Origin of the sequence: Novosphingobium sp. B1, assembly GCF_900176395.1 — a bacterium.
Taxonomy (GTDB): Bacteria; Pseudomonadota; Alphaproteobacteria; order Sphingomonadales; family Sphingomonadaceae; genus Novosphingobium.
This window is the reverse complement of record NZ_FWXL01000004.1, coordinates 202896-227908: the sequence shown is the minus strand read 5'-3', so window position 1 is coordinate 227908 and position 25013 is coordinate 202896. Positions and strand designations below refer to the sequence as shown.

Annotated in this window: 27 protein-coding genes; 13 read left to right on the top strand and 14 right to left on the bottom strand. The window is 64.3% G+C overall.

Going from position 1 to position 25013, the window contains the following annotated elements; genetic code table 11:
* Entirely contained in the window at positions 1 to 3174 is a 3174-nt protein-coding gene (locus B9A23_RS09075; RefSeq protein WP_084278541.1) for an autotransporter domain-containing protein, read from the bottom strand.
* Between the two features lie 280 nt (positions 3175 to 3454).
* Between B9A23_RS09075 and B9A23_RS09070 the strand changes: the two genes are divergently transcribed.
* The 3 genes from B9A23_RS09070 to B9A23_RS09060 are packed head-to-tail and all read left to right on the top strand — an operon-like array spanning position 3455 to position 5518.
* Complete coding sequence (locus B9A23_RS09070; RefSeq protein ID WP_254895056.1) at positions 3455 to 4159, top strand: RNA polymerase sigma factor; 705 nt, start codon at positions 3455 to 3457, stop codon at positions 4157 to 4159.
* Positions 4159 to 4977, top strand: coding sequence for a hypothetical protein (locus tag B9A23_RS09065; RefSeq protein WP_084278539.1), 819 nt, complete (start codon positions 4159 to 4161; stop codon positions 4975 to 4977). Before B9A23_RS09070 ends, B9A23_RS09065 begins: the two co-directional genes overlap by 1 nt.
* A gap of 46 nt (positions 4978 to 5023) precedes the next feature.
* Positions 5024 to 5518 carry an asparaginase domain-containing protein gene (locus B9A23_RS09060; protein ID WP_084278538.1) on the top strand — a complete coding sequence of 165 codons (495 nt, stop codon included), beginning with the start codon at positions 5024 to 5026 and terminating at the stop codon, positions 5516 to 5518.
* Positions 5519 to 5520: 2 nt separating this feature from the next.
* On the opposite strand, the gene B9A23_RS09055 is transcribed toward B9A23_RS09060, so the two are convergent.
* Entirely contained in the window at positions 5521 to 5937 is a 417-nt protein-coding gene (locus B9A23_RS09055; RefSeq protein WP_084278537.1) for a GNAT family acetyltransferase, read from the bottom strand.
* A complete protein-coding gene (guaA, locus tag B9A23_RS09050) occupies positions 5928 to 7487 on the bottom strand; it encodes a glutamine-hydrolyzing GMP synthase (protein WP_039333492.1) in 1560 nt (519 codons plus the stop codon). Before guaA ends, B9A23_RS09055 begins: the two co-directional genes overlap by 10 nt.
* A 438-nt stretch (positions 7488 to 7925) precedes the next feature.
* Here guaA and gluQRS point away from each other — a divergent pair, with 438 nt between their 5' ends.
* From gluQRS to B9A23_RS09025, 5 genes are all read left to right on the top strand, one after another.
* Positions 7926 to 8771 (top strand): tRNA glutamyl-Q(34) synthetase GluQRS, encoded by an 846-nt coding sequence (gene gluQRS / locus B9A23_RS09045; RefSeq protein ID WP_084278536.1) that lies wholly within the window; start codon positions 7926 to 7928, stop codon positions 8769 to 8771.
* Entirely contained in the window at positions 8768 to 8998 is a 231-nt protein-coding gene (locus tag B9A23_RS09040; RefSeq protein WP_084278535.1) for an HIG1 domain-containing protein, read from the top strand. Before gluQRS ends, B9A23_RS09040 begins: the two co-directional genes overlap by 4 nt.
* A gap of 18 nt (positions 8999 to 9016) precedes the next feature.
* Positions 9017 to 9577, top strand: a complete 561-nt coding sequence (locus B9A23_RS09035) for a cob(I)yrinic acid a,c-diamide adenosyltransferase (RefSeq protein WP_084278534.1) — start codon at positions 9017 to 9019, stop codon at positions 9575 to 9577.
* 101 nt (positions 9578 to 9678) lie between these two features.
* Positions 9679 to 10551: a 3-hydroxyacyl-CoA dehydrogenase NAD-binding domain-containing protein gene (locus B9A23_RS09030; protein ID WP_084278533.1), complete on the top strand. Its 873-nt coding sequence runs from the start codon at positions 9679 to 9681 to the stop codon at positions 10549 to 10551.
* Positions 10552 to 10600: 49 nt separating this feature from the next.
* The gene (locus tag B9A23_RS09025) at positions 10601 to 10918 is read left to right on the top strand and encodes a hypothetical protein (protein WP_084278532.1); all 318 of its coding nucleotides are present in this window, start codon (positions 10601 to 10603) and stop codon (positions 10916 to 10918) included.
* A gap of 6 nt (positions 10919 to 10924) precedes the next feature.
* Here B9A23_RS09025 and B9A23_RS09020 read toward each other — a convergent pair whose 3' ends face one another.
* A complete protein-coding gene (locus B9A23_RS09020) occupies positions 10925 to 11242 on the bottom strand; it encodes a hypothetical protein (protein ID WP_084278531.1) in 318 nt (105 codons plus the stop codon).
* A gap of 126 nt (positions 11243 to 11368) precedes the next feature.
* Here B9A23_RS09020 and B9A23_RS09015 point away from each other — a divergent pair, with 126 nt between their 5' ends.
* Positions 11369 to 11716 (top strand): DMT family protein, encoded by a 348-nt coding sequence (locus B9A23_RS09015; protein WP_084278530.1) that lies wholly within the window; start codon positions 11369 to 11371, stop codon positions 11714 to 11716.
* A 3-nt stretch (positions 11717 to 11719) separates the two neighbouring features.
* On the opposite strand, the gene B9A23_RS22755 is transcribed toward B9A23_RS09015, so the two are convergent.
* Positions 11720 to 11884: a hypothetical protein gene (locus tag B9A23_RS22755; protein ID WP_176217932.1), complete on the bottom strand. Its 165-nt coding sequence runs from the start codon at positions 11882 to 11884 to the stop codon at positions 11720 to 11722.
* 109 nt (positions 11885 to 11993) lie between these two features.
* On the opposite strand from B9A23_RS22755, the gene B9A23_RS09010 reads away from it, so the two are divergent.
* A complete protein-coding gene (locus tag B9A23_RS09010; protein ID WP_084278529.1) occupies positions 11994 to 12431 on the top strand; it encodes a thermonuclease family protein in 438 nt (145 codons plus the stop codon).
* A gap of 37 nt (positions 12432 to 12468) precedes the next feature.
* Here B9A23_RS09010 and B9A23_RS09005 read toward each other — a convergent pair whose 3' ends face one another.
* Entirely contained in the window at positions 12469 to 13104 is a 636-nt protein-coding gene (locus tag B9A23_RS09005) for a TetR/AcrR family transcriptional regulator (protein WP_176217931.1), read from the bottom strand.
* Positions 13105 to 13300: 196 nt separating this feature from the next.
* Between B9A23_RS09005 and B9A23_RS09000 the strand changes: the two genes are divergently transcribed.
* Positions 13301 to 15049 carry a bifunctional metallophosphatase/5'-nucleotidase gene (locus B9A23_RS09000; RefSeq protein WP_084278527.1) on the top strand — a complete coding sequence of 583 codons (1749 nt, stop codon included), beginning with the start codon at positions 13301 to 13303 and terminating at the stop codon, positions 15047 to 15049.
* 14 nt (positions 15050 to 15063) lie between these two features.
* Here the strand turns inward: B9A23_RS09000 and B9A23_RS22200 are convergent, their stop codons facing one another.
* From B9A23_RS22200 to B9A23_RS08980, 4 genes are read right to left on the bottom strand one after another with little or no spacing between them, the layout of a single operon-like run.
* Positions 15064 to 15495 (bottom strand): hypothetical protein, encoded by a 432-nt coding sequence (locus B9A23_RS22200; protein ID WP_139797393.1) that lies wholly within the window; start codon positions 15493 to 15495, stop codon positions 15064 to 15066.
* Positions 15474 to 16283, bottom strand: coding sequence for a DUF1295 domain-containing protein (locus B9A23_RS08990; RefSeq protein ID WP_084278525.1), 810 nt, complete (start codon positions 16281 to 16283; stop codon positions 15474 to 15476). Before B9A23_RS08990 ends, B9A23_RS22200 begins: the two co-directional genes overlap by 22 nt.
* The gene (locus B9A23_RS08985; protein ID WP_084278524.1) at positions 16276 to 16887 is read right to left on the bottom strand and encodes a lysophospholipid acyltransferase family protein; all 612 of its coding nucleotides are present in this window, start codon (positions 16885 to 16887) and stop codon (positions 16276 to 16278) included. The genes B9A23_RS08990 and B9A23_RS08985 overlap by 8 nt, the downstream gene beginning before the upstream one ends.
* Before the next feature lie 44 nt (positions 16888 to 16931).
* Complete coding sequence (locus tag B9A23_RS08980) at positions 16932 to 17600, bottom strand: ferritin-like domain-containing protein (RefSeq protein ID WP_139797392.1); 669 nt, start codon at positions 17598 to 17600, stop codon at positions 16932 to 16934.
* Positions 17601 to 17729: 129 nt separating this feature from the next.
* Between B9A23_RS08980 and B9A23_RS08975 the strand changes: the two genes are divergently transcribed.
* Positions 17730 to 19634: an alpha/beta hydrolase family protein gene (locus B9A23_RS08975; protein WP_176217930.1), complete on the top strand. Its 1905-nt coding sequence runs from the start codon at positions 17730 to 17732 to the stop codon at positions 19632 to 19634.
* Between the two features lie 76 nt (positions 19635 to 19710).
* Positions 19711 to 20142, top strand: coding sequence for a DUF983 domain-containing protein (locus B9A23_RS08970; RefSeq protein ID WP_084278522.1), 432 nt, complete (start codon positions 19711 to 19713; stop codon positions 20140 to 20142).
* Here B9A23_RS08970 and B9A23_RS08965 read toward each other — a convergent pair.
* The 4 genes from B9A23_RS08965 to B9A23_RS22750 form a co-directional block, all read right to left on the bottom strand.
* Positions 20139 to 21443, bottom strand: coding sequence for a cytochrome P450 (locus B9A23_RS08965; RefSeq protein ID WP_084278521.1), 1305 nt, complete (start codon positions 21441 to 21443; stop codon positions 20139 to 20141). The two genes, B9A23_RS08970 and B9A23_RS08965, sit on opposite strands and share 4 nt — an antisense overlap.
* 38 nt (positions 21444 to 21481) lie before the next feature.
* Positions 21482 to 23029, bottom strand: a complete 1548-nt coding sequence (locus B9A23_RS08960) for an acyl-CoA synthetase (protein WP_084278520.1) — start codon at positions 23027 to 23029, stop codon at positions 21482 to 21484.
* A 170-nt stretch (positions 23030 to 23199) separates the two neighbouring features.
* Positions 23200 to 23772, bottom strand: coding sequence for a fasciclin domain-containing protein (locus tag B9A23_RS08955; RefSeq protein WP_176217929.1), 573 nt, complete (start codon positions 23770 to 23772; stop codon positions 23200 to 23202).
* A gap of 53 nt (positions 23773 to 23825) precedes the next feature.
* Positions 23826 to 24914, bottom strand: coding sequence for a hypothetical protein (locus tag B9A23_RS22750; RefSeq protein WP_176217928.1), 1089 nt, complete (start codon positions 24912 to 24914; stop codon positions 23826 to 23828).
* Positions 24915 to 25013: the final 99 nt, after the last annotated feature.

The following is a 25013-nucleotide window of genomic DNA, read 5'->3' as shown; positions in this document are numbered from 1 at the left end:
TCAGAAGGCGACGCTGAGCGAGGCGCGCGCCGAGTAATCGACGCTGCCCTGGATCTGTTCGGCAGCGCCGGCCAGTTGCCAGGTGAAGTCCATGCCGCCGCCAAGCACGCGGGCTTCGGCCGTCCAGCCTGATTTCAAGGCATCGGGCGTGAGGCGGAACTGGCTGCCGTCCTCGAAGCTCGCGGACGTTGCGCCAAGCTTGCCGGCAAGCCGGGCGCGATAGCCACCTTCGAGTTCCAGCGTCAGCGGGCGTGCGTCTTCGGTGATTTCGCCCGCGCTCCACGATGCGGTCATGCTGCCGGTGCCGGTCAGCGCGTCGGACGTGCGTTTGGCCACGGTCAGCGCGATCTGTTCGCTGCCGCTTTCGGTGAAGCCGTTCTCGCTGAGGCGATAGTAATCGAGCTTGGCCATTGGCTTGAGCGCAAGGTTGGAGCCGAGATCGAGCTTGTAGGATGCCCCGCCCTGGCCACCGTACGACCAGCCCTTCCACCGGCCGTTCGCCGAATAGGACAGTGCAGTGCCGCTGACCGCACCGGTGAAGGTCCGCGTGGAATCGAGCGAGACACGGCCGACCGACGCCTTGGCGAAGGCATAGAACGGCCCGCTGCCGGTACGCCAGAACGCACCGAGCTCGTAATTGCTGGCGTCGGTCTTCTGGTAATCGCCGGTGCGGATGTCGCCCTTGGTATAGAGGAACGACAGGCCGATGTTGCCAATGCCGGTCACGCGTTCAAGCCCGCCGGAGAGGCCCCACCCCTTGACCTTAAAGCCGGCGCTGCCGGTGTCGTCCTTGCTGCCGCGGAACCAGATCGGCTCGAACCAGCCGCCGACATTGCTGATCTTGAACAGCGAGCTGTCGTCCATCAGGTGCCGCGAGGCGATGCGGCCGCTGCGGGTAACGAAATCGAACACACCGCCGGCATAATCGGGCAGCAACTGGCTGAACTGGCCGGTCAGGTCGGCAACGTCATCAGCTTCCAGCAGGCTGCTGCCGAGCGCGCTCTGCGTCGTGGCCTGGGCGTAAATCGCATCGTAGGCGGCCGCCAGTGGCGAGGAAAGGCCAAGCTGGGCCGCAGTCTTGCGCGATACGTCGAGCAACAGCGTTTCACCCACCACATCGATCTCGCCGTTGAACAGGACCGGAAGCACCGTGCTCGTCGCGTCGAACACGGGTGAGCCTTCAAGGTTGCCCGCCTTGAGAATGGTATAGCTGCCTTCGGCCTTGGCGAGCGAGGTTATGGTCGCCGTGACCTTCGATCCGCTGGCGAAGGTGGCACTGTTCACTTCGACAAGCGAAGACGTGCCGGTAGCGCCATCGATGTACACGTTGAGCGCGCCGCCCGAGTTGACGGTGAGGCTGTCGAACTTGAGCGTGGTCGCCGAACTCGCGCCAAACTTGCCGCCGTTCACCACGACATCGAGATTGGTGGCATTGCTGAGCGTGCCGAGGAATGTCGACGTGCCACCCAGTGTCAGCGTACCAAGGTTTCCGGCAAGATCGACGTTGCCCAGCAGGAACGCCTTGTCTGCCAGCGACAGCGTTGCCTGTCCGTCACCGAAACTGATATTGCCGACATAGCCGCTGTCGCCCGAAAGGCGCACGACGTCGTCACCCGCGCCCAGGAAGCTGTTGCCGACGATCCGCCCGGTGGCAACATCGAGCACGTCGTTGCCGCTGCCGGTGTGGATGTTGCCGACGATAGAGGCGTAGATCACCGGGTTCAGTGGATTGTAGCCCGAAGCGGCCTGTTCGGTGGCTTGCGCCTTCTTGTCGATATCGTTGAGGTACTGCTTGATCGTCACGCCAGATGTGTTGGCGGTGAGGTCGATTGCGCGCAGATCGTCACCGGTCGATCCGGTCACGCTGATCGTCCCGGTATTGTCGATGGCTGTCAGTGTGCCGGACTTGTCCTGCACGGCATAGGCGGCGCCTTCGCCGGGCGAGGAGATTACCGCCTTGATCGTGCCGCTGTTGGAAAGCCGGGGTACGGTGGCGCCCTGGTTGATCAGCAGCGCCACGGCGGTTTCGTCCACGGTCGTCGCCGTGATCGAACCTGACACGCCGATGCCATTGGCCATGGTCACGGTGCCGCCCTGACCGCCGATCACAACGCCATAGGCATCGGTGTTGCTGTAGACCGAACTTGCAGTGATCGATCCGTCGATCGCCAGCGAGAACTCGCCGTCACGGCCCTTGACCTTGCCGATGGCAATTGCGTTGGTCCCGCCGACGAGCAGGGCCGGGCTGTTGCCGACCGAGGCGATGGTGCCGGTTGCTTCCGATGCGTCAGCCACGCCATCGCCGTCCTCGTCGGTCTTCGTGCTATCAAGATCGTAAGGCGCGGCATCGAGCAGGATGCCCCCGGCAACATTGCCGGTCACTTCCACCGCAGCCTTGCCGGTGCGCAGCGCGGTGCGCGAAAGGGTCTGGGTGGTGCCGGAGTCGGTAGTGTACGAGGACGATTGCGAAATCGCGCCCTGGATGCGGAAGGTGCCGCCGACATCGCCGCCAAGCACCACGCCCTGGGCGCCGGAGCCGACCACCGCAACCGTGCCTTCGACGGTCACGTTGCCGCTGACAGCCTTGGTGCCAATGCCGACGCTGTTGTCACCGATGACCTTGATCGTGCCGGTGTTGGAGACGTTGCCGACAAGGTCCGACTTGGCGACTATGCCGCCCGAGTTGAGCCCGTCGACGGCGATGGTCCCGGTGTTGGCGATCGTGGCGGTGGTGGTGGCGCCATTGCCGACGAGAATGCCGTAGCGATTGCTGGCCGAAGCGATCGGGCCATCGGCAATGCCGTTGGCATCGGCATCGGCGGCGGTGAAGGTTTCGGTGACGTTGATGGTGCCGCCGTTGGTAACGGTCGTCGTGCGGCCGGGATTGATCGTGATGCCGCTATCGCCGTCCTTGCCGCCCGAGTTGGCGATGGTGCCGCCGGAGGCGACGGTGGCGGTGTTGTTAGAATCGACCGTTACCGCAGTGCCGCCCGTCGCGAGCGTGATGGTGCCGCCGCTGGCCACGCTGACGTTGCCTGCGGCTGCAGTCTTCAAAGGCGTTGTCGTGCTGGTGCTGACGGTCGTGTCGGCAAGCGCGGCTTGGGGGGAAAGGAGCGCCAGAGCAGAAGCGGAAGCCACTGATGACAGAATGGTGGTGCTGCGAAGACGGTCCATAAACCCCTCATGAAATGCGCAAAAGTTGGCCCGCGCCGGGGTGCGGTCGACGCGGGCCGTAAGGTTCGTGTCCGGCAAGCGGGGCGCCGCCGGACCGATCGACAGGTCGGAAAGCCTGGCGCCTCCTCGGGCGACCCGGTCTTCCGCTGCGATTAACGGTTCACGCGCGTCCACCCTTCGCGATGCTTTTGAAAAATCTGGCGAAGGTGGTGAGAGGGCTCGTAAATCTGACGTTCACGCAAGGCGGGGCAGGCAAGGGCCCGGTCCGGACCGGACCCTGGTGCGAAACGACAGGCGGGCTGTGACCTTCTACGGCGACCTTCGATCTGAAACGGCAGCGAGCGAGGATTTCGCGAGCACGGCGAACGCGCCCTCGGCTGCCACTGTGTTTCCGCCCGCAATCGACCGGCTCGACTTGACGGCTCTGGACGACGCCGCCCTGATGCGCGAGGTCGGCAAGGGTTCGGTCGATGCCTTCTCGGTGCTGGTCGATCGCCATTCTTCCGCGCTCTACCGCGTGGCCATGCGCATGCTGGCCGATGCCGCAGAAGCCGAAGACGTGCTGCAGGACTGCTTTGCCCGGCTCTGGCAGAACGCCCCGCGCTGGAGCCCGAGCGGCGCCGGTCTGGTCGGCTGGCTCCACCGCGTTGCGATGAACCTGTGCTTCGACCGCAAGCGGCGTTTCCGCGTCGTGACGGTCGACACCATGCCCGACCCGGCCGACGATGCTGCGCTGGCTGATCGGCGGATAGAGGCCGACCAGGCGGCCCGGGCGGTCGCCGCTGCGCTTGATGATCTGCCGGAGCGCTATCGGGCCGCGCTGGTACTGTGTTATTACGAAGGCTTCTCGAATGCGCTTGCGGCCGAGGTGCTGGACCTCAATATCAAGGCGATGGAATCGCTGCTGTTCAGAGCCCGCCGCCAGATGCGCACGCTTCTCGAAGCGCGCGATGTGGCGTGCGCGGATCTCGAGGCGCAGGCGTGATGGGGCGCAAGGCTCCGCCTTCGCCGGCCCTTGCCGATGCCGCGCTTGACGCAGCGCTGGACCGCGCACCGCGTCCGGCCTTGCCACCGGGGCTGGCAGCGCGGATCGTGGCGCAGGCAACGGCACTGCCGCAGCATGATAGGCAGGACGTCTCATCGCAACGCGCAGAAGAAGATGCCATGCCAACAGCGCAGGTCATCGCTTTCGCACCGCCAGTTGCAGCCGGGCCTGAGGAAACGGCACGCCCACCCCGCCGGATGCTGGCTGGCGGGCTTGCCGCCCTGGCAGCCGTGCTGGTCGCGGCTGTGGTGATCGGCCAGCAGGGGCAATCTGTCGTCGCGCCGGCTCAACCGGCGGCTCTGGCCGTCCGGCAGGACGCTGCGCCCGCTCCTGCGGTTAATGCCCCTGCCGCTAGTGCTGCCATAGTGCCCGGTGCAGCGTCGCCAGCTGCAGTACAGGTGGCCGAGGCCAGCGCGCCGGTCGCTCCAGTGCGAATCGCGTCCCCGCAGTCCGCTTCTGTCCGTGCGAAAGCCTTGTCCCAGCCGGAAACGGTGGTCTTGCCGGTGCCCGTCGCCGCGCCCGATGCGCAACTGGCCGTCTCGGTGCCCCCGGCAGCGCGCGAAACTGCAGGGCCCACGGCTGATCCATCGCCCCGCCCGGCACTGCGCGGCGGGATCATGGGGCCACCGGCGCCACAGCAGGGCTGGGCCTTTACCGGCGGCGCGGCCAGCGGCGGCGCGAGCTTGCCCAGTGGTCAGTCGCTGCCCAACCAGACGACGGGTTCCGCGCCACCGCCACCACCGCCACCGGGACATTGACGCGCGGGCTCTAGCCGTGGGCCGCCGGCGCCGCTAAGTGGTTGCGATGCGACAGGAACCGATCCTCGTGCTGACCACTGGCGGCACTATCGACAAGGCCTATTTCGACGCTCTCAGCGAATACCAGATCGTCGAGAGCGGCATCCCCGACCTGATTGCGCAGGCGCGCGTGGCGCTGCCGTTCCGGGTCATGGAACTGATGCGCAAGGACAGCCTCGAACTGACCGATGCCGACCGTGCGCTGATTGCAGCGGCAGTGCGCGAGGCGCCCGAACGCCATGTGGTGATTACCCACGGCACTGACACGATGACCGAAACCGCCAAGGTCCTGAGCAATGTGGATGGCAAGACGATCGTGCTGACCGGCGCGCTCAGCCCCGCGCGATTTGCCGAGACCGACGCGCCGTTCAATCTGGGCATGGCCTTCGCCACTGCGCAGGTCGCCGCGCCAGGGGTGTGGATCGCGATGAGTGGGCAGGTGTTCGACGGGCTGAAGGTGCGCAAGGACCGCGCGGCGGGGAAATTCGTCAGCCTCGATTGAGGTCAGGCGAAGCGTTTGCCGACCGTCACTACGTCCTGCAATTCGTACCCGAGCGCGGCATAGAAACCCCGCGCCTGGGCATTGTCGCCGCGCACCATCAGCTGGATCTTCGGGCAGCCGCGCTCATGCAGCCACTCTTCTGCCGCACGCATGAGCATGCGGCCGATGCCCTGGCGGCGGCTGTCCGGGGCAGCGGCGAGATAATAGACCCACCCGCGGTGCCCGTCGAAGCCGACCATCACGCTGCCTGACAAGCGTCCGTCACCCCGTGCCAGCAGTATTGCCGAAGTCGGCGTGGCGAGTGCCAGATCGAAGTCGCTGCGCGGGTCGTTCCAGGGGCGGGTAAGGCCCGCAGCCTCCCACAGCACGACCGTGTCTTCCCGGTCGGCCGCAGTGGCCGCGAGGATGCTTACTCCCACTCGATCGTGCCCGGGGGCTTGCTGGTGTAGTCATAGACCACGCGGTTGATGCCCTTGACCTCGTTGACGATGCGGGTCGCCACGCGGGACAGGAACCCGGCGTCGAACGGGTAGATGTCTGCGGTCATGCCGTCGGTGCTGGTCACGGCGCGCAGGGCGCAGACGCTGTCGTATGTGCGGAAATCGCCCATCACGCCCACGGTCTTGACCGGGAGCAGTACGGCGAAGGCCTGCCAGATCGCGTCGTAGAGACCCGCGTTGCGGATTTCCTCGAGGTAGATCGCGTCAGCCTTGCGCAGGATGTCGCAGCGCTCGCGCGTGACCTCGCCCGGGATGCGGATGGCGAGGCCGGGTCCGGGGAAGGGGTGGCGGCCAACGAAGATCTCGGGCAGGCCGAGTTCGCGACCCAGCGCGCGCACTTCGTCCTTGAACAGTTCGCGAAGTGGCTCGACCAGCTTCATGTTCATGCGTTCCGGCAAGCCGCCGACGTTGTGGTGGCTCTTGATCGTGACCGAGGGGCCGCCGGTGAAGCTGACCGATTCGATCACGTCCGGGTACAGCGTGCCCTGCGCCAGGAAATCTGCCCCGCCGACCTGCTTGGCCTCGGCCTCGAACACGTCGATGAAGGTCTTGCCGATGAACTTGCGCTTGGCTTCCGGGTCGGTCACGCCGGCAAGACCGCCCAGGAACAGTGCCGAGACGTCCTTGTGGACCAGCGGGATGTTGTAGTGGTTGCGGAACAGCGACACGACCTGTTCGGCCTCGCCCATGCGCATCAGTCCGTGATCCACGAACACGCAGGTCAACTGGTCGCCGATGGCTTCGTGGATGAGCACGGCAGCCACTGCCGAATCGACGCCGCCGGAAAGGCCGCAGATCACGCGGCTGCTTCCCACCTGTTCGCGGATTTCGGCAATCTTGGTCTTGCGGAACTCGGCCATGGTCCAGTCGCCGGTGCAGCCGCAGACATGGCGCACGAAGTTGGCGATCAGCTTGCCGCCGTCGGGCGTGTGGACCACTTCGGGGTGGAACTGGGTGCCGTAGTACTTCTTCTCGTCATTGGCGATCACGGCAAAGGGCGCGCCATCCGAAACCGCGACGATGCGGAAGCCGGGCGCAAACTGGGTCACCTTGTCGCCATGGCTCATCCACACCTGGTGGCGTTCGCCTTCCTTCCACAGCCCGTCGAACAGGACGCAGGGTTCGGTCACGGTCAGGAACGCGCGGCCGAATTCGCCGGAATCGCCGGGTTCGACCTTGCCGCCAAGCTGGTGGCTCATCACCTGCTGGCCATAACAGATGCCAAGGATAGGCAGGCCCGAATCGAATAGCACTTGCGGGGCGCGAGGGGATCCGTCGGCGGGCACGCTGGCGGGCGATCCCGACAGGATGATGCCCTTTGGCTTCATCCGGTGGAACGCGGCTTCAGCCTGCGTGAAAGGTGCAATTTCGGAATAGACCCCGGCTTCGCGCACGCGGCGGGCGATAAGCTGCGTTACCTGACTGCCGAAGTCGACAATGAGGATCGATTCTGAAGGCTGGATGCTCATGGCTGGCCGATAGTGTGAAGGGCGTTTCGTGTCCAGATGTGCGGCGAATTGTGACAGTTGCGTTACATGCAACTGCAAGTGACCTGTTCGCACTTGCAGCATACGCATATCGGCGTATTTGCGCCCCCGGTTCCGATGCTTCCAGCCCACCCTGCCGGATGAACACGAACTGGGAGGATGTCCTGCTAAGGTGATCTCAACAGGAGGAACACCATGCGCGCCATCACGGCAATCGCGCTTCCGATCATCCTTGCTGCTGGCCTCAGCAGCATGATGTTCACCGCCACGCTCGTCTGAGCCGGCGGGCCCCCAAGGGCCGGAATGCGTTAAACGACAAAAGCGGCTGCCCCGGCGGGGCAGCCGTTTTGTTTGTCAGGTCCATGCGCACCAACTGCCGGGCTTTCCAACTGGCTCAGTCCACCGCTACCGTGCCCGGCGATGACCATCACCCGCTTTGCACCCAGCCCCAACGGGCCACTCCATCTGGGCCATGCATTTTCCGCAATCGTCGCCCATGACCGGGCGCTTCGCGACGGCGGTGAATTCCTGCTGCGCATCGAGGACATCGACGGTGCGCGGTCGCGCCCGGAACTTGCTGCGGAATTCCGCGATGATCTTGGCTGGCTTCAGCTCGCTTACCGCGAAGTTGCCCCGCAGTCCGCACGCATCGCCAGTTACCGCACCGCCGCCAACGAACTGAGAGCGATGGGCATCCTCTATCCTTGCACATGCACGCGCGCCGAAGTGGCTGCCGCTGCCGTGGCGCATGGTCCGGACGGTCCGCTCTATCCCGGGACCTGCCTGCGGCGCGGCCCGGTGCCGGGCCCGAATGCAGCATGGCGGCTGGACATGGAGCAGGCCGCGCTTCTGGCCGGTACGCTGGAATGGACCGATGAACGCCATGGCCGGCAGATCGCCACGCCCGAAGAGTTCGGCGACGTGATTCTCTGGCGCAAGGATGCGCCGGCCAGCTACCATCTTGCCGCGACGGTGGATGACGCTGCCGATGGCGTGACGCACGTGACGCGGGGCGTCGACCTGTTTCGCGCGACCCACATCCACCGCCTGCTGCAGCATCTGCTCGGCCTGCCGGTGCCGATCTGGCATCACCATCCGGTTCTGGTGGAGAGCGACGGGCGCAAGCTTGCCAAGCGCCGCGATGCACCTGCGCTGGCAGACCGGAGGCGGGCGGGAGAAGATGGCCGGGCCGTCGCGGCAGAGGTGCGCGCTACCCTATTTGACACTGGTATTTCATTGTCGGACGCCATAAATCAGCAGGCATGAACTATGTCCTGATCCCGCTGATCATCATCTTCGTCGCGTTGACGGTCGTCTCGCTCGTGCGCGGGATCATCGCCTTCCTCAACAGCACCAAGGAAGACCTCAACCGCGATCCTGCGGCCGGGGCTACGGCCAACCAGCTCCTGCAGAACAAGATGATGTTCAACCGCATCAAGTTTCAGGGCCTTGCCGTCCTGGCAGTCGCGATCCTGCTTGCCTTCTCGCGCTGAGGCGCAAGGTCTGCGACGATGGTGAAGCTCAACAGGATCTACACCCGCACGGGTGACGATGGCACGACCGGTCTTGTCGATGGATCGCGCCGGACGAAGCACGATGCGCGCATGCAGGCCATCGGCGATGTCGACGAACTCAACAGCCTGATCGGCCTTGCGGTGATAGCTGCGGGCGAGATCACTGGGCGCAACCTGCAGCGCATCCAGAATGAACTGTTCGATCTCGGCGCGGATCTCGCCACGCCTGGCGCGGACTTCGAACCATCGGAGATGGTGCTTCGTGTGGTTCCAAGCCAGGTCGAATGGCTCGAAGCCGCGATCGATGCGCTCAACGATGATCTGCCGCCGCTGACCAGCTTCATCCTGCCAGGTGGATCGGAAGCTGCGGCGCGCATCCATGTGGCGCGAGCGGCAGCACGGCGGGCCGAGCGCAGCGGCGTTGCGCTTGCCGCAGCAGAGCCGGTGAACCCGCAGGCCCTGGCCTATCTCAATCGCCTGTCCGATTACCTTTTCGTGCTGGCGCGTGCGACCAACGCCGGCAACGATCCGCTCTGGGTGCCCGGCGCCTCGCGTTGAAGGCACGGCGCGCGCGTCGGCTCTTGCACCTTGCCCCGGTGGACTTGGCACCGATCGCCCGCTAACCGCCTTCGGGTGCTGTTTCAGTGGCGAGGTACGAGATGATCAGAACAGTGGCGGTGATTGGCGCGGGCCAGATGGGTTCGGGCATCGCGCAGGTCTCTGCGCAGGCTGGCATGAAGGTCCTGCTCGGCGACGTCTCGCTCGACCTCGCCGAAAAGGCGAGGGACAAGATCGCCAAGGGCCTCGCCAAGCTGGTCGAGCGCGGCAAGATCGAAAGCGATCTGGCGGCGACCACCGTGGCGAACCTCCACACCTTTGCCGATCATGCAGCGCTTGCAGAGGCTGATCTGGTGATCGAGGCCGCGACCGAGCGCGAGGATATCAAGCACAGGATTTTCGAGTCCGCAGGCCAGCATCTGGCGGCCGGCGCCATCATGGCCTCGAACACCTCTTCGATTCCGATCACGCGCATGGCGGTCAGTTCGCCCGATCCCGAGCGGTTCATCGGCATCCACTTCTTCAACCCGGTTCCGCTGATGAAGCTGGTCGAGGTGATCCCCGGGCTCGCCACTTCGGTCGCCACGATCGAGGCCGTGCGCGAATATGTGGCGGCGATCGGCAAGGAGATCGTGCTGGCGCAGGATGAACCCGGCTTCGTGGTCAACCGCATCCTGTTGCCGATGATCAACGAGGCGGCGTTCGTGCTGGGCAGCGGCACAGGTTCCATCCTCGATATCGACAAGGGATGCCGCCTTGGCCTCAACCATCCGATGGGACCGCTGGAACTGGCGGATTTCATCGGCCTTGATACCTGTCTCGAGATTACCAAGATCTTCCTCGCCTCGACCGGCGATCCGAAATATCGCCCGGCACCGCTGCTGCAGAAGTATGTCGAGGCCGGCTGGCTCGGTCGCAAGAGCGGGCGGGGCTTCTATGAATATTCGGGCGAGATGCCGGTTCCCACCCGCTGAAGGAACGCTCGTCGGTTCAGGGCGTAGTCTCCGGCAAAGGAGATATGCGATGATCGACGATCCCAACCCGGCGCCCGAAGCCGTCAACAACGAACAGGAAGACGGCGAGACCCAGGCGCAGACCGTGGCCGACGAGGCGCTTTCGCGCGCCACCAGCGTGCTGGGCGAGCAGGACCTTGGCGATCGCGTGAAGGGCCAGGGCGATGAGCCGGGCAGCACGCCCGACGTCGTCGATCACATGAAGCAGATGGTTTCCAGCGGCATCATCGACATGGGCGCCTATCGCGGTGAGCGAAGCGACGATGACGAGGAAGGCATGTACGGCGAGGCGGGCATCGATGACGACACCCCGCGCGGGGCCGAATAAGCCCGGCTACCTCGGGGCTGACAGGCCCTGCTGACGGCGGATGTCGGCCTCGTCTGCCGCGGCAGGGTCGAGAGGCATTGCGACATTCTCGTCGGCGGGAGCCTGCCTGACTTCGACCATTTCGCCATTCTTCTCGACCACGCCGACGACCGGGCCCCTTGCGGCTTCCGCATCGCGCTCCACCCACTGGTCGAACTGTTGTGGCGTAGGAGCCGCTGCGGTCGAGGCCTGTTCGGCAGGCTTGCCATCAGACTCAGGGCGGAATAGCACCGCCGCTGCCGTTGCCAGTATGCTTCCGCCCAGCAGCAACGTTGCAAATCTCATGCGTTTCGACGGTGTATCCATGCCTTGCCCCCGCAATTCCGACATTGGTCCAAAGCGGATGCACTGCCTTTCTTAAGATTCGCCGAATTCGCACACAACTCCCGCCAAAGAGGAACCCGACGCGTCATGGCCACTGTCGCTTTGCTGGTGCTGTCCAACCTGTTCATGACGGTGGCCTGGTACTGGCACATCCAGGGCGGAACCCATGCGGTCGAGGCGCGCCCGCTCGGCTGGGTCATCGCGATCAGTTGGGGCATCGCGCTGTTCGAGTATTGCCTGGCCGTCCCCGCCAATCGCATCGGCGCGCTCAACGGCTGGAGTGCCGGCCAACTGAAAGTGACGCAGGAAGCCATCGCGCTGGTGATCTTCGGCGCCTTCATGGTGGTCGTGCTCAAGGAGCCGCTGCACTGGCGACACTTCGCCGCATTCGGCTGCATCATGGCTGCCGTGGCGTTTCTCTTCACCGGCAAATAGCCGTCAGTCGCGGGGCGAATCCTTTGCCCAGGGATCATGCGCTGTCCCGGTCTGGTGATCGGCATCGGGCGAAGGCACGACTGTCCAGGCAAAAAGCAGGATGGATGCGCCCCACCACAAGGCGCGCCAGCGGCTCCTGAAAACAGTGGTAAGGCGGGGCCCGATCATGATGCCGATAATGCCGGCAAAGCCTTTCCAAGCCGTTATTACTGAGCATCATTGCTGATCGTGCGGATACTGAGGCGCTGCGCCGGCGCATTTTCGTCACGTTACGGTGATGAAAATCCAAGCGTCGTTCTTCGCTGCAAGCCTGACTGTCGCAGTCCTCGCCTGCCCTGTTCCTTCTTTCGCTGAAAAGCCGAAGGCATCGCTGTTTTCGCTCTGTGCGCCGGGGCCGCGCATCACCTGCGTGGTCGATGGCGATACCTTCTGGCTTGATGGCACCAAGATTCGCATAGCCGACATCAACACGCCCGAAACCTCGAACCCGTCCTGCGCTGCCGAAGCGGAACTGGGGATGCGAGCCACGCGCAGACTGGTCGAATTGCTCAATGCCGGACCGTTCGTGCTGGAAGTGCAGGGGCGTGAGACCGACCGCTATGGCCGCGCGCTGCGGGTGGTGACGCGCCATGGCAAAAGCCTCGGCGCCGTGCTCGAGGCCGAGGGCCTAGCCGAGCACTGGAAGGGGCGACGCGGCAACTGGTGCGAGGCCTGACCGCGCACGCTGATCACATCGACCGCAAACCTGTCAATCAGGCCGCGCGCAGGCCCGTAACCGCACGCGCACCGCGGTCCTGCGCTGAAAGGCCATCAAACACGGCATCGACGATCCGGGCGAGCTTGTCCTCGCTCAACCGTTCCATGAACATCGTCATGGTGTTGAGCGCGCAGTAGGGCATGCACATCTGGTTGACGAGACTGATCGTCTCGTCGACTTCAAGCCCGGCAAAGAAGCCGTCACTCATGGCTTCCCCGATGATCTCGCCAAGGTAGTGATCGGCAAGGTCGATGTAGCTGCGGATCTGTTCGAAGTTCTCGTTGCCGACCTCGATGTAGGTCTGCAACTTGGCCGGATCGGCTTCCCACTTCTTGCGCATCACCAGAAAGCGGCGGGCAAAGAATTCGTACATCTTGCGGCGGGGGGGCAGATCGCTGGAGAGCACCTCCTCCATGATGTCGGCCATCGGCTTGAACCAATGGTCGGCAATGGCTTCCATCAGCTCTTCACGGCCTTCGAAATAGCGCGAGAGATTGGCCTGGCTGATGCCGGCGCGGGCAGCCAGCTCGGACAAGTTCAGCCCGGCTCCACCGCGCTCCTCGACCATGGTCTGGGCAAGTTGGACGAGCCGGGCGCGCATGGCCTCTTGCTCTGCTGGGGATTGCGCCATGGTTCCCTGGGTGTCCTGAATGCTGGATCTCTTTCGCATTGTAGGGATGGCAGGGCGGGCAGACAATGGGGCGAGATAAAGGGCGGGATATGAAGGCCGTTTGGTGTGAGGCGCACAAACGGCCTTCAAAGCGCAACACCGATGGGCTAGGCGAGGCGCAACCGGTTGCACCCGTTACGATAAGGTCGCTCTCCCGATGATTCTGCGCGCTCGTCTGATCATGCCTCTTGCCCTGTCCGGATTGCTCGGGGCCTGCGCCGCGCCGATGGCGGGTGGCGAAACAGCTGGTCCGGTCGAAGTGGGGATCGTCGGGATCAACGATTTCCACGGCAGTCTGGAGCCGCCGCGTCAGGCGGTAAACGTGTCCGACGGCAAGGGCGGGATCATTGGCGTGCCTGCGGGCGGAGCGGCGTGGCTCGCCTCTGCCATCGATTCGATCCGGGCGAAGCATCCGCTCTCGATGACCGTTTCGGCGGGCGACATGATCTCGGCCTCGCAACTGGCCTCGTCGCTCTATCTCGACGAGCCGGCGATCGGCGTGATGAACCGGATCGGCGTGGACTTCAACGCCGTCGGCAATCACGAATTCGACAACGGCCAGCAGGAGCTGCTGCGCAAGCAGAACGGCGGGTGCGAGAAGTTCACCGCAAAGGAGCCTTGCGCGCTCGAAAAGTTCACCGGGGCAACCTTCAAGTACCTTGCTGCCAGCACGAAGCGCCCCGATGGCTCGACGCTGTTCCCGGCGACCGGTCTCAAGACCTTCGGTTCGGGCAAGCGTGCGGTGACCATCGGCGTGATCGGTCTGACGCTGAAGGGCACGCCCAATCTGGTGAACCCCACCGGCATCCAGGGGCTGACCTTCGCGGATGAAGCCGATACGATCAACGCTGCCGTGCCCCAGCTGAAGGCGCAGGGCGCCGACGCCATCGTCGTGCTGATCCACGAAGGCGGTCGTACCAAGGGCGATCCCGATCCACAGGGCTGCAATGACTTTGCCGGCGACATCCGCCCGATCCTTGACCGGCTGGATACGCGGGTCGACGTCGTGGTTTCGGGCCACACGCACTGGTCCTATGTCTGCGATTACGGCCAGCTAAACCCGGCCAAGCCCTTCCTGCTGACCAGCGCAGGTGTCTATGGCGAGCTGGTTACCGACATCACGCTGCAGATCGATCCCGTGGCGGGGCGCGTGGTTTCGAAGAAGGCGCGCAACGTGATCGTGCAGTCGGTGCCCTATACTTCGACGCGCGGGCCGCTTGGCAATACGCCGCTGTTCCCGCAATTCCAGCCGCGCGCGGACATCGCCGCGTACGTGGCGAAGTACGTCGACGCATCGAAGGAATACACCCAGCGCCCGATCGGAAAGATCGACCGCGCGGCGCCCAAGAACGAGGGCGCGGAAGGCGGCGCTGGCGGGCCCTTGGGCAACCTCATCGCCGATGCGCAACTGGGCGCCACGCGGGACAAGGGCGCGCAGATTGCCTTCATGAACCCCTTCGGCATCCGCGCCCCGCTGGTCCCGGCCGCAGACGGCACGCTGACCTTCGGCGATATCTACCTGTGCCAGCCCTTCGGCAACAACGTGGTCACCGAAAGCATGACCGGCGCGCAGATCAAGGCGGTGCTGGAAGAGGGCCTCGACGACACCGGCCCGAAGCAGGCACTGGCACCGTCGACGGGCTTTGCATTCCGCTACGACCCGGCACGGCCTGCGGGCGATCGCATCGTGACGATCACACTGGATGGCAAGCCGCTGGACATGGCGAAGACCTACCGCGTGACTGTCAACGGCTTCCTCGGCCTTGGCGGCGATGGGTTCTCGGGCTTTGTCGGCAAGCCCGACACGGTGACCGGCCCGACCGACATCGACGCGCTGGAAAGCTGGATCAGGGCGGTGCCGGTGCGGTCAGTGCCTCAGGAGGTGCGGGCGGGGGCAGCGAGCTGACCATCGCGCCCAGACTAGCGGCGTCGGATCTCGAACGAGACACCTTGCCAGACTTTGCCTGGGATACCGGAAAAACTGTCTTCCGATTTGACCAGATCGCCAATCGGAGCGCTATTGCGCAGGATACACTGGTAGTCATAAGCCTGCAGGGCTGCAGTCGGTATCCGGACTTCGTAGCTGTCCGGGTTGGACACGGCCTCGAATTTGCCGAGGCACTGTCCAATGGTCTCCAGCAATCTCGTTCTAGTTTCCTCGCGGAGGCCGCTGGCTGAAATCACGAGAATTTCTGAACTCCGATTACGCAGTCCGCTGAAAGCGACTCCACAAATCATGGCAGTTGCCGACGCAAGGGCACCTGCTGCGAACCAGAAAAGCCTTTGCTTTGGCAATTCGCGCAGCAAGGATCGTCCTGGCATACGTTGTTTCACCCGCGCTTCGGCGGCCATGGGATGAACCCCGAAGTCCGCTCGACGTATGCCTTGTATCCCGGTCGCCGTTCTTCCATGCCCTTCTCCAGCAAGGGCTTTCCCGACCACTTGGTCAGGGTGAACGTCAGGAACACCGGCCCGATCACGCTCGCCAGCGCGACCCACAGGCCGGCGTCGGCAGCGGCGAGCCAGATGCCCCACCAGACGCAGGCGTCGCCGAAGTAGTTGGGGTGGCGGGTGTAGCGCCAAAGGCCGGTCTGGAGGACCTTACCCTTGTTGGCGGGATCGGTGCGGAAGGCTTTCAACTGCGCGTCGCCCACCGCTTCGAACGTGATGCCGAGCAGCCACAGCGCGGCTCCGGCCAGGACCAGCGGGCCGATGGGCGCGGGCGCTCCGCTGGCGAGAACGCCAAGCTGCGCAGGCAAGCAGGTGACGAACAGCAGCAATGCCTGTGGCGCGAACACGAACTTCAGCGCGGCCGAGGCGAACTTGCCTTGCTCCTTGGCCTTGCCCAGCATCCTGGCATAGCGCGGGTCTTCGCCGTGCCCTTGCCAGCGTGTGTAGAGGTGCCACGCAAGGCGTGCAGCCCAGATCACCGCCATCGCCGCGATCAGGCTGGCTCGCGCGCCGGGACCCCCCTCGACATGCAGCCACGAGGCCAGCGCCAGCACGCCCATGCCGCCGCCCCATACCGCGTCGATGAAGCTGACGTCACCGATCTTCACGGCCACGCGCCACAGCAGGCCCATGCCGACCACAAGGATGAGGACATTGACCAGCAGGGCGAGAAGCAGCGTATCAGGCATCGGAAACCTCCGGCAGTGCTGTGAGGCCGCGCTCGGGGTGCCGCGGCGTGACCGTGCGATAGACTTCGAAGATCTTGCGCATGTCGGCCTCGTAATCGCCAGATGGCCAGATGGCCGGGCCAAGGCCACCGGTCTTGGTGCCATAGTCCATCATGCCCACGACCATCGGCACGCCCGCCTTCAAAGCGATGTGATAGAACCCGCTGCGCCACTGGCCGACTGCGCTGCGCGTGCCTTCGGGCGCGATGGTCAGCATGAAGCGGTCGCGCCGGGCAAACTCGGCCACCATTGCATCCACCACGTTTCGCCGCGCCGAACGGTCGATCGAAACGCCGCCCATGTCGCGCATGAACCCGCCCATCGGCCAGCGGAACAGGCTGTCCTTCGCCATGAAATGCGGCTTGAAGCCAAGATCTTCGGTCAAGCCGATGAAGTTGACGAAATCCCAGTTGGAGGTGTGCGGCGCTGCCACGATGACACATCGGCCATCCGCTGGCGGCGTGCCCACCGCTTTCCACCCGCGTCTGCGGTAGAACCACACCAGCACCTTGCGCACCACGCGCGACGGCAGGCTGGGCCTGCGATCTTCAACTGCCCTGTCCATCGACCTCTCCCCACATCAAGATTAGCGTGGGTTAAGGATGCTGTCTAATTGCCGATTGCGTCCGGCCAGGCCGCCATGCGCGGCGTCGAACGGCGCAGGAACAGGCTGGGCAGCTTCACCAGCATCAGCGACTTGTGAATCCAGTAGTCCGCCCAGCGCTCGCGCCATTTCGCCTTGGCGCGGCCCTGCGTCTCCAGCCACGCGGCATAGGGCATCCAATGGTCGGGTTCGTCCTTCTCGACGACTTCGAAAATGCGCTTCATTGCCTTGTCGGAACGAACGTGGCTGTTGCCCAGCAGGATCTCGACCTGCCGCATCCCCCGCTGTTCGGTCAGCATGATCACGCGGCACAATCGTTCGAAAGCGTCGGGGCTGGCGATCACGCCATCGGTATCGAGTTCGTCGATAGAACAGCCAAAGACCTTCTCGATGAAGCGATCGATATGCCCGCAGGTACTGTCGACGGCCAGAGGCATCCGGCCCTGCAGTTCGAACCAGCGCTTGAACATCACGTAATGCTTGCGCTCGTCGGCGCGGTGCTTGGCAATGGCGGCGATGAAGGCCGCGTCATCGGGACAACACACCTTTACCGCATCCAGCACACGGTCGAGCGAGGTATAGCCGCGATGTTCGTTGTACAGATAGATCGACGCAAGCACGTCGAGGAAGCGCGCGCGAAAGCTGCGCAAGACGGCTGGGGCGGTGACCTTCATGGCCAGTGATGTGGCACAATCGTGAATTTGTGCAAGTCGTTGCAAGTCGGACGGAACTTCTCTTGATCAGGCGTCTGTTACTCCACATGATAAGGCAGATTTGGGGAGGGACAGATGCGGACTTTGATCATGACCACTGCGGCTGTGCTTGGCATCATCGCCGCACAGCCTGCCTTGGCCGAGCGCCCGGCCGAGCGCCCGGTTGCCGACTTCGCGCGTCTGCCGGCAATCGCCGATCCCGGCCTGTCGCCCAGCGGCAAGTTCGTCGTGGTCAAAGCGTCGATTACCGGGGCGCAGGCGCTCGTCATCATCAAGGCCGATGGCGGAGGCATCCAGTCGCGCCTGCCTGTCGGCGATGCCGATCTGCTAGGTGTGCGCTGGATCAACGACGACTGGCTGATTGCAACCGTGGGTGCCGAAGTACCCGTACAGGGCGGCATGGCCAAGGCGACCCGGTTGCTGGCGTTCAAGGCTGACGGATCGGACGCGCATTTCCTGCTCGACAAGCGCAACGGCAATGTCGGCTTCAACATGTCCGATGTCCTGTGGGTTGCGCAGGATGGCACGCCGCGCATCCTGTTGTCGTACCAGACCAGTTATTACCTCAACGAAGAAGGCTTCTGGCCGCAGGTCGCGATGGTCGATGTGGCCACCAACGCCTTTTCCAAGATTGTCTGGTCTCGCGAGGGAGTGATCGACTGGTATGCCGATGGTCAGGGCAATGTCCGGCTCGGCATTGGCATCGAAAAGAGTGGCCTGCGCACTCGTGCACTCTATCGAGCCAGCAACAAGGACAACTTCAGCGAATTCGCCAATGTCCGCCAGGACGAGGAGCTCATCGTGCCCGACGCCATTCTGGCCGACGGGACTGCCGTAAGCCTGAGCGCGAAGGATGGAACGGCCGCGATCTACAAGCTCGATCTCAAGACGATGACGCTGGGGGACAAGCTTTATTCGGTGCCGGGCCATGACATCACCAGCATCCATCTTCCGGAAAATTTCGACCACATTCTCGGTTATGGCTACGCCGACACGGCCCAACGGGTCGTATGGCTGGATCCGGGGCGCAAGCAACTGCAGGCAAAGCTCAATGCGAACTTTCCCGGAAAGCAGGTGCGCATCGTCGATACCACTGCTGATAACCGCGTGGCGCTGTTCGAAGTCACTGCCTCGGCGGCGCCCGGAGCCCATTACATATACGAGGACGGCCAGCCGATGACCCGCCTCGGGCTGGAAAACCCGGCCTTGGGCACGCGAGCCCTGCATCCTGTGAAAACGGTGAACTACACGGCGCGGGACGGCATGCAGCTCAACGGTGTGCTCACGCTTCCCGCTGGCGTGGAGGCGCGCAACCTGCCGGTCATCATCATGCCGCACGGCGGCCCGGCAGCGCGCGATTTAGAGAGCTGGGACTGGTGGAGCCAGTTCCTCGCCGACCGGGGCTATGCAGTCTTTCAGCCGAACTTCCGCGGATCGACGGGCTTCGGTCGCGCTTACCAGAATGCCGGGAACGGCGAATGGGGCCTGAAGATGCAGGACGATGTCGATGATGCCTTGGCCTTCCTTGGCAAGGAAGGCATCGGCGACGTCAAGCGGGCCTGCGTGGTGGGTGGCTCATACGGCGGTTACGTCGCCATGCGCGCAGCCGAGCGAAATCCGGAAACCTACCGCTGTGCCGTCTCCTTTGCCGGCGTTTCCGACCTTCCCGAGATGATCCGCTACAACAAGAACTTCATCGGGGGGCTGGGTACGGCCGAATACTGGCGGTCGCGGGCGGAGGACATCGCCGATGTCTCGCCGATCAACCATGCCAATCGCACCGGCATTCCCATCCTCGTGGTCCATGGCAAGAAGGATCGCCGCGTTCCGTTCTCGCAATCGAAGAACTACGTCGATCGGCTGAAGAAGGCGGGCAAGGTGCACGAATTCTTCATCCAGCCCGAGGGCGACCATTTCTTCAGCCGCGAGGAAGACCGGTTGAGCTTCCTGACCCAGATGGAAGCGTTCCTCGACAAGCACAATCCTGCAAACTGACGATCCGATTTGCGCCTTGCAGTTGCGAGTGCGAAGCCTAAGAGGGCCGCATTCCTAACTGCAGGGCGCCGGGATCATGGCCATCTTCACCAAGAACCCCAAGTTTGACTGGATCCTGCGTTGCGGCTGGAAGGGCTTGTGCCCGCGATGCGGCAAGGGGCCGATGTTCGATGGCTGGCTGAAGCTGCAGAAGACGTGCCCCGAATGCGGTCTCGACTACCAGTTCGCCAATGCCGACGACGGACCGGCATTTTTCGCGCTGTGCATCACCGCGTTTCCGCTGACGTTCTTCGCGGTCTGGCTGGAAGTCGCCTATGCTCCGCCGTGGTGGGTCCACGTGCTGACTTCGGTGCCGATCCTTGGCATCGGCTGCCTTGCCACGCTGCGACCGTTCAAGGGCTGGCTGGTTGCATCGCAGTACGTCAACAAGGCTGTAGAGGCAGGCACCGAGGGGCTATGGGCCAAGCTCAATTCGCGCCGTGATGCCGGAACCGACGGACCCGCCTAGGCCGCTTTCCAGCGCAATGGCAGCTGTTTGAACCCTCCGACGAAAGTCGAGTTCACGCGCCGTGGCTCTCCTGCCAGCTCCAGGCTCTCGACCCGGTCAAGCAGCACGTCGAGCAGGATTCGCATCTCCAGCCGCGCGAGGTGCAGGCCGAGGCACTGGTGCGAGCCTGCCCCGAAGGCAAGATGGCGGTTGGCCGGGCGCGTGGCCTCGAATGCGCGCGGATTGGGAAACTGCGCCGGATCGTGGTTCGCCGCCACGTAGTTGATCATCAGCCAATCGTCCTTGGCAATCTGCTGGCCGGCCAGTTCCACGTCGGCTGCCGCGGTGCGCATGAAGTGCTGGACCGGCGTGGTCCAGCGGATCGCTTCCTCGACGATGCCGGGCAACAGGCTGCGGTCGGCCTTGGCACGGGCGAACAGGTCCGGGTCGCGCGCCAGGGCCAGGGCAGCCCCCGATGACGAGGCCGAAGTCGTGTCGTGCCCGGCGCTGGCAACGATGATGTAGTAACCGGCGGTATCGCGGTCGCTCATCGGTTCGCCATCGATCATCGCATTGGCAATGACCGTGGCGACATCCTCGCCGGGATTGTTGCGCCGCTCTGCAGCCAGGCTGGCGAAATAGCGCTCGAACTCGGCCACGGCACCTGCAACGATCGCGCTGATCTGTTCGGGCGGCAGGTCCTTCAGGCCGGACTTGTTCATGTCCTCGTCCTGCCCGCCGAACATCTGCTGGGTCAGGAACAGCATCTTGGCCTCGTCCTCGGGCGGCACGCCAAGGATCTGCATCACGACGTGCAGGGGGTAGGGCGCAGCCACCAGCGACATGAAGTCGCCTTCGCCTTCACGGCCATCGCCGGCGGCAAGCATCCGGTCGATCGCCTCGTTGGCGATCTTGCGGATTTCCGCATCGAGCCGCGACAGATTCTTGGGCATGAACCATTCCTGCGTCAGGCGCCGCAGCTTGGGATGTTTGGGCGCGTCCATCGCCACCAGCGATTCGACAAGGTGGGGGCTGCCGCCGGTGATCGAGCGGGCCAGCATGTCGCCCACGCGCAGGGTGAACACGGCCGACTTGGGATTGTTCAGGAAGGTCGCATTGTCCTTGCTCACCTTCATCGCCGCATCAAAGCCCGAGATCAGCCAGAACGGCTCATGCTCGTCATTGGGCGCGACAATGCGGGCAACAGGCGCTGCCCTGCGCAGGTCGTCGAACTGGTCGAGCAGCGGGTCCCATGCGCCATAGGACTTGGGATCGATCACGGCACGGCCGACTTCGGCCGGAACGAGCGGAACACTGGCCATCCTCTTTACCCCTTGGCTCACCTGCCTGCCGTTTCGGTTCAGGCTGCTGCGGTCTGCTTCTCGTAGGCTTGCTTGTATTCATCGCGCAGCAGGCGCTTGAACAACTTGCCGGTCGGCTCGCGCGGTAGTTCGGCGCGAAAATCGATCTGGCGCGGCATCTTGACGCGCGAAAGCTGCGGCCCGAGCCATTCGGTCAGTTCGGCGGCCAGCGCAGGGCCGGCTTCGGCCATGTCGCGGGGCTGCACCACAGCCACCACGCGTTCGCCCATGTCCGGATCGGGTGCGCCGATCACGGCAACGTCGGCCACCTTGGGGTGGGTGACGAGCAGGTTCTCGATCTCCTGCGGGTAGATGTTCACCCCGCCCGAGATGATCATGAAACTCTTGCGGTCGGTCAGGAACAGGTAGCCGTCCTCATCGATCCAGCCCACATCGCCAAGACTGGTCCAGCCATGCTTGTTGGTGGCATCGCGGGTCTTGTCGGGATCGTTGTGGTAGCTGAACGAACTGCCGCCTTCGAAGAAGACCTGCCCTTCGCTGCGGCGGGCAACCTCGTCGCCCTCCTCGTTGCAGATGCGGATCGTGCCCATAATCGCACGGCCGACAGTGCCGGGGCGCTGCAGCCATTCCTCGCTGGTGACGAACGTGAAGCCATTGCCCTCGGTGCCCGCATAATATTCGCGCACGACCGGGCCCCACCATGCGATCATCGCCTGCTTGACCGGAACCGGGCAGGGGGCCGCAGCATGGATCGCGCATTTCAGGCTGGAGGTGTCGTAGCGGTTGCGGACCTCGTCGGGCAGCTTGAGCATTCGCACGAAATGGGTCGGCACCCACTGGCTGTCGGTCACACGGTGCTGTTCGATCAGTTGCAGCGCATGTTCGGGGTCGAATTTCTCCATGGCGACGACCGTGCCGCCAAGACGGTGGATCGTCATCGACCAGCGCAGCGGTGCGGCGTGATAGAGCGGCGCGGGCGAAAGGTAGACAGCATCTCCGGTGATTCCGAACGCCTGGCTGGCGATGGCCACCAGCGAATTGGCGGCGCCGATCTCCGGGTCCTCGGGCAGCGGGATGCGCACCCCCTTCGGCTTGCCGGTGGTGCCCGACGAATAGAGCATATCACACCCTGCGCGCTCGTCGGCGATTGGCGTGTCGGGCATGGCGGCAAGCGCGGTTTCGAGCGACATTTCGCCGTCCGCCTCGAAGCGCAGTTGCGCGATCTCGGGCGCAAGCTTTGCCACCTCGTCCAGCACGGGCGCGGTATAGGCCGATCCGATCAGCAATTGGCTGCCGCTGTCTCTGGCGATATAGGCGATTTCCGGCGCGGCGAGACGGCTCGATACGGCGACGTAGACCAATCCGGCGCGCTGTGCACCCCAGGCCAGCACGAAGAAGTCGGCCCGGTTTTCAAGGCATAGCGCGATGGTGTCGCCGATCTGCAATCCGCGCGAACGCATCAGGTGCGCAAAGCGGTTCGAGGCGGATTCAAGTTCGGCGTATGTGATCACCCGCCCGCTGCCGCCCATGATCACGGCAGGGCGGTCAGGGTGAATTGCCGCGTGGTGTTTCGGATGGAAATGCACCGGGCTCGTCCTCTCGTTGCCGGCGGACTCAGGCCGCCTTTTGTCGAGAGATTAACCGATCACTTAAGGTGCGCAACCATCATTCGCAGCTTCACTTTGCGCATCTTGCCGCAAATCTTGTCGGATTCTGTCAGGCGCCAGCCTTTACCGTGCCAGCTGTCGGTTCACCCTTACTTTGGTGGCGACATGACGCGGTCGATACGATAGATCACCCCGTTGCGGGCCATCAGCGGCTCACCCACGATCTTCGGGGCATCTTCACCTTCGCCAAGGCGCACGTCGTTCCCGGCCTTGCGCACTTCGATCGGCGCTGTGCCCGTACTCGCCAGCCTGACCGTGCCCTTGGCGCGGGCAAGGCCATCATCGAGGTCCTTGCGGCTGATGTAACCGGGCGCAAGATGCTGGCTGACCAGCGCCAGCAGTTGCGGCCGGCCTTCTGCACTTTCCAGCGCCTTGCGCTCGGCCTCAGGCAGGGCCGCGATGGCCTCGTCGGTGGGTGCGAAAACCGTGTAGCTGCCTACGCCCTCGAGCGTCTTTTCAAGGCCCGCTTCCTTCATCAGCTTGGCCGCCGTCGAAAGATCCGAGGCATCGCCCAGGACGTTGAACAGGTCCTCGTTGGCATTGGACTGTACACTGCCGCTCGCACTCGTTGTGCCCTCGGCCTCAGCAGCCTTGTCGCAGGCTGCCAGCGACAGCGCGGCGGCGGAGACCAGAATCGTTCCGATCGTCGTCCAGCGTGGCATCTTGATTCCCCTTGTCTGGCCCTCTGTCTGGCCTCTTGTCTTGATGGTCCTGGTCAGGCGATCAGTTCGATGATCGAACGCACGAGCTGGGTCGTCGGGTCGATGTCGTAGACATAGCCGTCGCTGTAGCGATACCAGTTGTCCGGCCCGTCGACGTAGCGATCGCGCCAGGTCGGCGGTACGTTGTAGAAATCGTACCCTGCCGGCATCGGCTGGCCAACGGCCCATTGGTCGCCGGTCAGAAGCGCTGCAATCCCCTGGATCATCTGGGTCTGGGGATCGACCTCGAACACCGCGTTCTGCGCATAGCGATAGTCGTAGCCATCATCGAAGCCATAGTAGCGGTCGTAATAGGTGGGCACGGCGTAGTCGGTGTATTGCGTCGGCCAGACCTGTCCGCCGAACAGGGCCCCGCCCAGCAGCGGAACGATACCCGACACCAGCCCCCCGCCGCCAAGGCGGTAGAGATAGCCGTCGTTATAGCGGTAGTCGTAGCCATCGTTGGCGTAGCGGACCGGATACCAGCCCGACCATCCCGACACTGGCCCAGACACCGTATTGAGCGCGCGCGCCTGCCCCGGCGGCAGGCAGCCGTTGTTCTTCTTGGCCAGTCCCGGCGGGCAATCGCCGCGCACCGGCACCACCCAACCGCGGTCGTCATAGCGATAGCGACCGTCCTGCCAAGTCCGCGAGGTTATGCGCTGCACATCACGGCGGTCCGGCGTTCCGCGCAGTGCCGGTCCGGCATCGGCCTGGCGCAGCTCGGGTCCGCGCATCTTGTCGGGACCGTTGCCGCGCTGCTGTGGCCCTGGGCCCGCGCGCTCAGCCATTGCCCTGTCGGGTCCACCGCGATCTTCCTTGACGGGGCTGCGCATCTGCGGCCCACGATCCGGTCCCTTGGCCTTGTCAGGTCCACGCTGAGCCATGCGTTCCGGGCCACCGCGATCGGCCTTTGGTACGCCCTGGTTTCCCCGCTCGGGTCCGCCTTGCGGCTTGCCGGCCTTGGCCGGGCCGCCTCGCTCGCCGCCCCCGCCGTTACCGCCGCCGTTGCCGCCACCATTCCCGTTGCCCTTGCCTTGGCCCAGCGCCGGTCCGGCTATCGCCATGGCCGCTGCACCGGCCAGCAGAAGAACGCTTCGCATCGCATGTCTCCGAATTGTATGGGCGGGCAACGTCCGCGCGACAGCGGCGGTTCCCACAATCGGCTTGGCCTTTGGCTGCGGGGTCTCTAGGCAGGCCCG

Bases quoted from the DNA above. Each gene is read 5' to 3' on its own strand.
- B9A23_RS09075 (WP_084278541.1), bottom strand. From the start codon at position 3,174: ATGGACCGTCTTCGCAGCACCACCATTCTGTCATCAGTGGCTTCCGCT.
- B9A23_RS09065 (WP_084278539.1), top strand. From the start codon at position 4,159: ATGGGGCGCAAGGCTCCGCCTTCGCCGGCCCTTGCCGATGCCGCGCTT.
- B9A23_RS09060 (WP_084278538.1), top strand. From the start codon at position 5,024: ATGCGACAGGAACCGATCCTCGTGCTGACCACTGGCGGCACTATCGAC.
- guaA (WP_039333492.1), bottom strand. From the start codon at position 7,487: ATGAGCATCCAGCCTTCAGAATCGATCCTCATTGTCGACTTCGGCAGT.
- gluQRS (WP_084278536.1), top strand. From the start codon at position 7,926: ATGACCATCACCCGCTTTGCACCCAGCCCCAACGGGCCACTCCATCTG.
- B9A23_RS09040 (WP_084278535.1), top strand. From the start codon at position 8,768: ATGAACTATGTCCTGATCCCGCTGATCATCATCTTCGTCGCGTTGACG.
- B9A23_RS09035 (WP_084278534.1), top strand. From the start codon at position 9,017: ATGGTGAAGCTCAACAGGATCTACACCCGCACGGGTGACGATGGCACG.
- B9A23_RS09030 (WP_084278533.1), top strand. From the start codon at position 9,679: ATGATCAGAACAGTGGCGGTGATTGGCGCGGGCCAGATGGGTTCGGGC.
- B9A23_RS09025 (WP_084278532.1), top strand. From the start codon at position 10,601: ATGATCGACGATCCCAACCCGGCGCCCGAAGCCGTCAACAACGAACAG.
- B9A23_RS09020 (WP_084278531.1), bottom strand. From the start codon at position 11,242: ATGAGATTTGCAACGTTGCTGCTGGGCGGAAGCATACTGGCAACGGCA.
- B9A23_RS09015 (WP_084278530.1), top strand. From the start codon at position 11,369: ATGGCCACTGTCGCTTTGCTGGTGCTGTCCAACCTGTTCATGACGGTG.
- B9A23_RS22755 (WP_176217932.1), bottom strand. From the start codon at position 11,884: ATGATCGGGCCCCGCCTTACCACTGTTTTCAGGAGCCGCTGGCGCGCC.
- B9A23_RS09010 (WP_084278529.1), top strand. From the start codon at position 11,994: ATGAAAATCCAAGCGTCGTTCTTCGCTGCAAGCCTGACTGTCGCAGTC.
- B9A23_RS09005 (WP_176217931.1), bottom strand. From the start codon at position 13,104: ATGGCGCAATCCCCAGCAGAGCAAGAGGCCATGCGCGCCCGGCTCGTC.
- B9A23_RS09000 (WP_084278527.1), top strand. From the start codon at position 13,301: ATGATTCTGCGCGCTCGTCTGATCATGCCTCTTGCCCTGTCCGGATTG.
- B9A23_RS22200 (WP_139797393.1), bottom strand. From the start codon at position 15,495: ATGGCCGCCGAAGCGCGGGTGAAACAACGTATGCCAGGACGATCCTTG.
- B9A23_RS08990 (WP_084278525.1), bottom strand. From the start codon at position 16,283: ATGCCTGATACGCTGCTTCTCGCCCTGCTGGTCAATGTCCTCATCCTT.
- B9A23_RS08985 (WP_084278524.1), bottom strand. From the start codon at position 16,887: ATGGACAGGGCAGTTGAAGATCGCAGGCCCAGCCTGCCGTCGCGCGTG.
- B9A23_RS08980 (WP_139797392.1), bottom strand. From the start codon at position 17,600: ATGAAGGTCACCGCCCCAGCCGTCTTGCGCAGCTTTCGCGCGCGCTTC.
- B9A23_RS08975 (WP_176217930.1), top strand. From the start codon at position 17,730: ATGACCACTGCGGCTGTGCTTGGCATCATCGCCGCACAGCCTGCCTTG.
- B9A23_RS08970 (WP_084278522.1), top strand. From the start codon at position 19,711: ATGGCCATCTTCACCAAGAACCCCAAGTTTGACTGGATCCTGCGTTGC.
- B9A23_RS08965 (WP_084278521.1), bottom strand. From the start codon at position 21,443: ATGGCCAGTGTTCCGCTCGTTCCGGCCGAAGTCGGCCGTGCCGTGATC.
- B9A23_RS08955 (WP_176217929.1), bottom strand. From the start codon at position 23,772: ATGCCACGCTGGACGACGATCGGAACGATTCTGGTCTCCGCCGCCGCG.
- B9A23_RS22750 (WP_176217928.1), bottom strand. From the start codon at position 24,914: ATGCGAAGCGTTCTTCTGCTGGCCGGTGCAGCGGCCATGGCGATAGCC.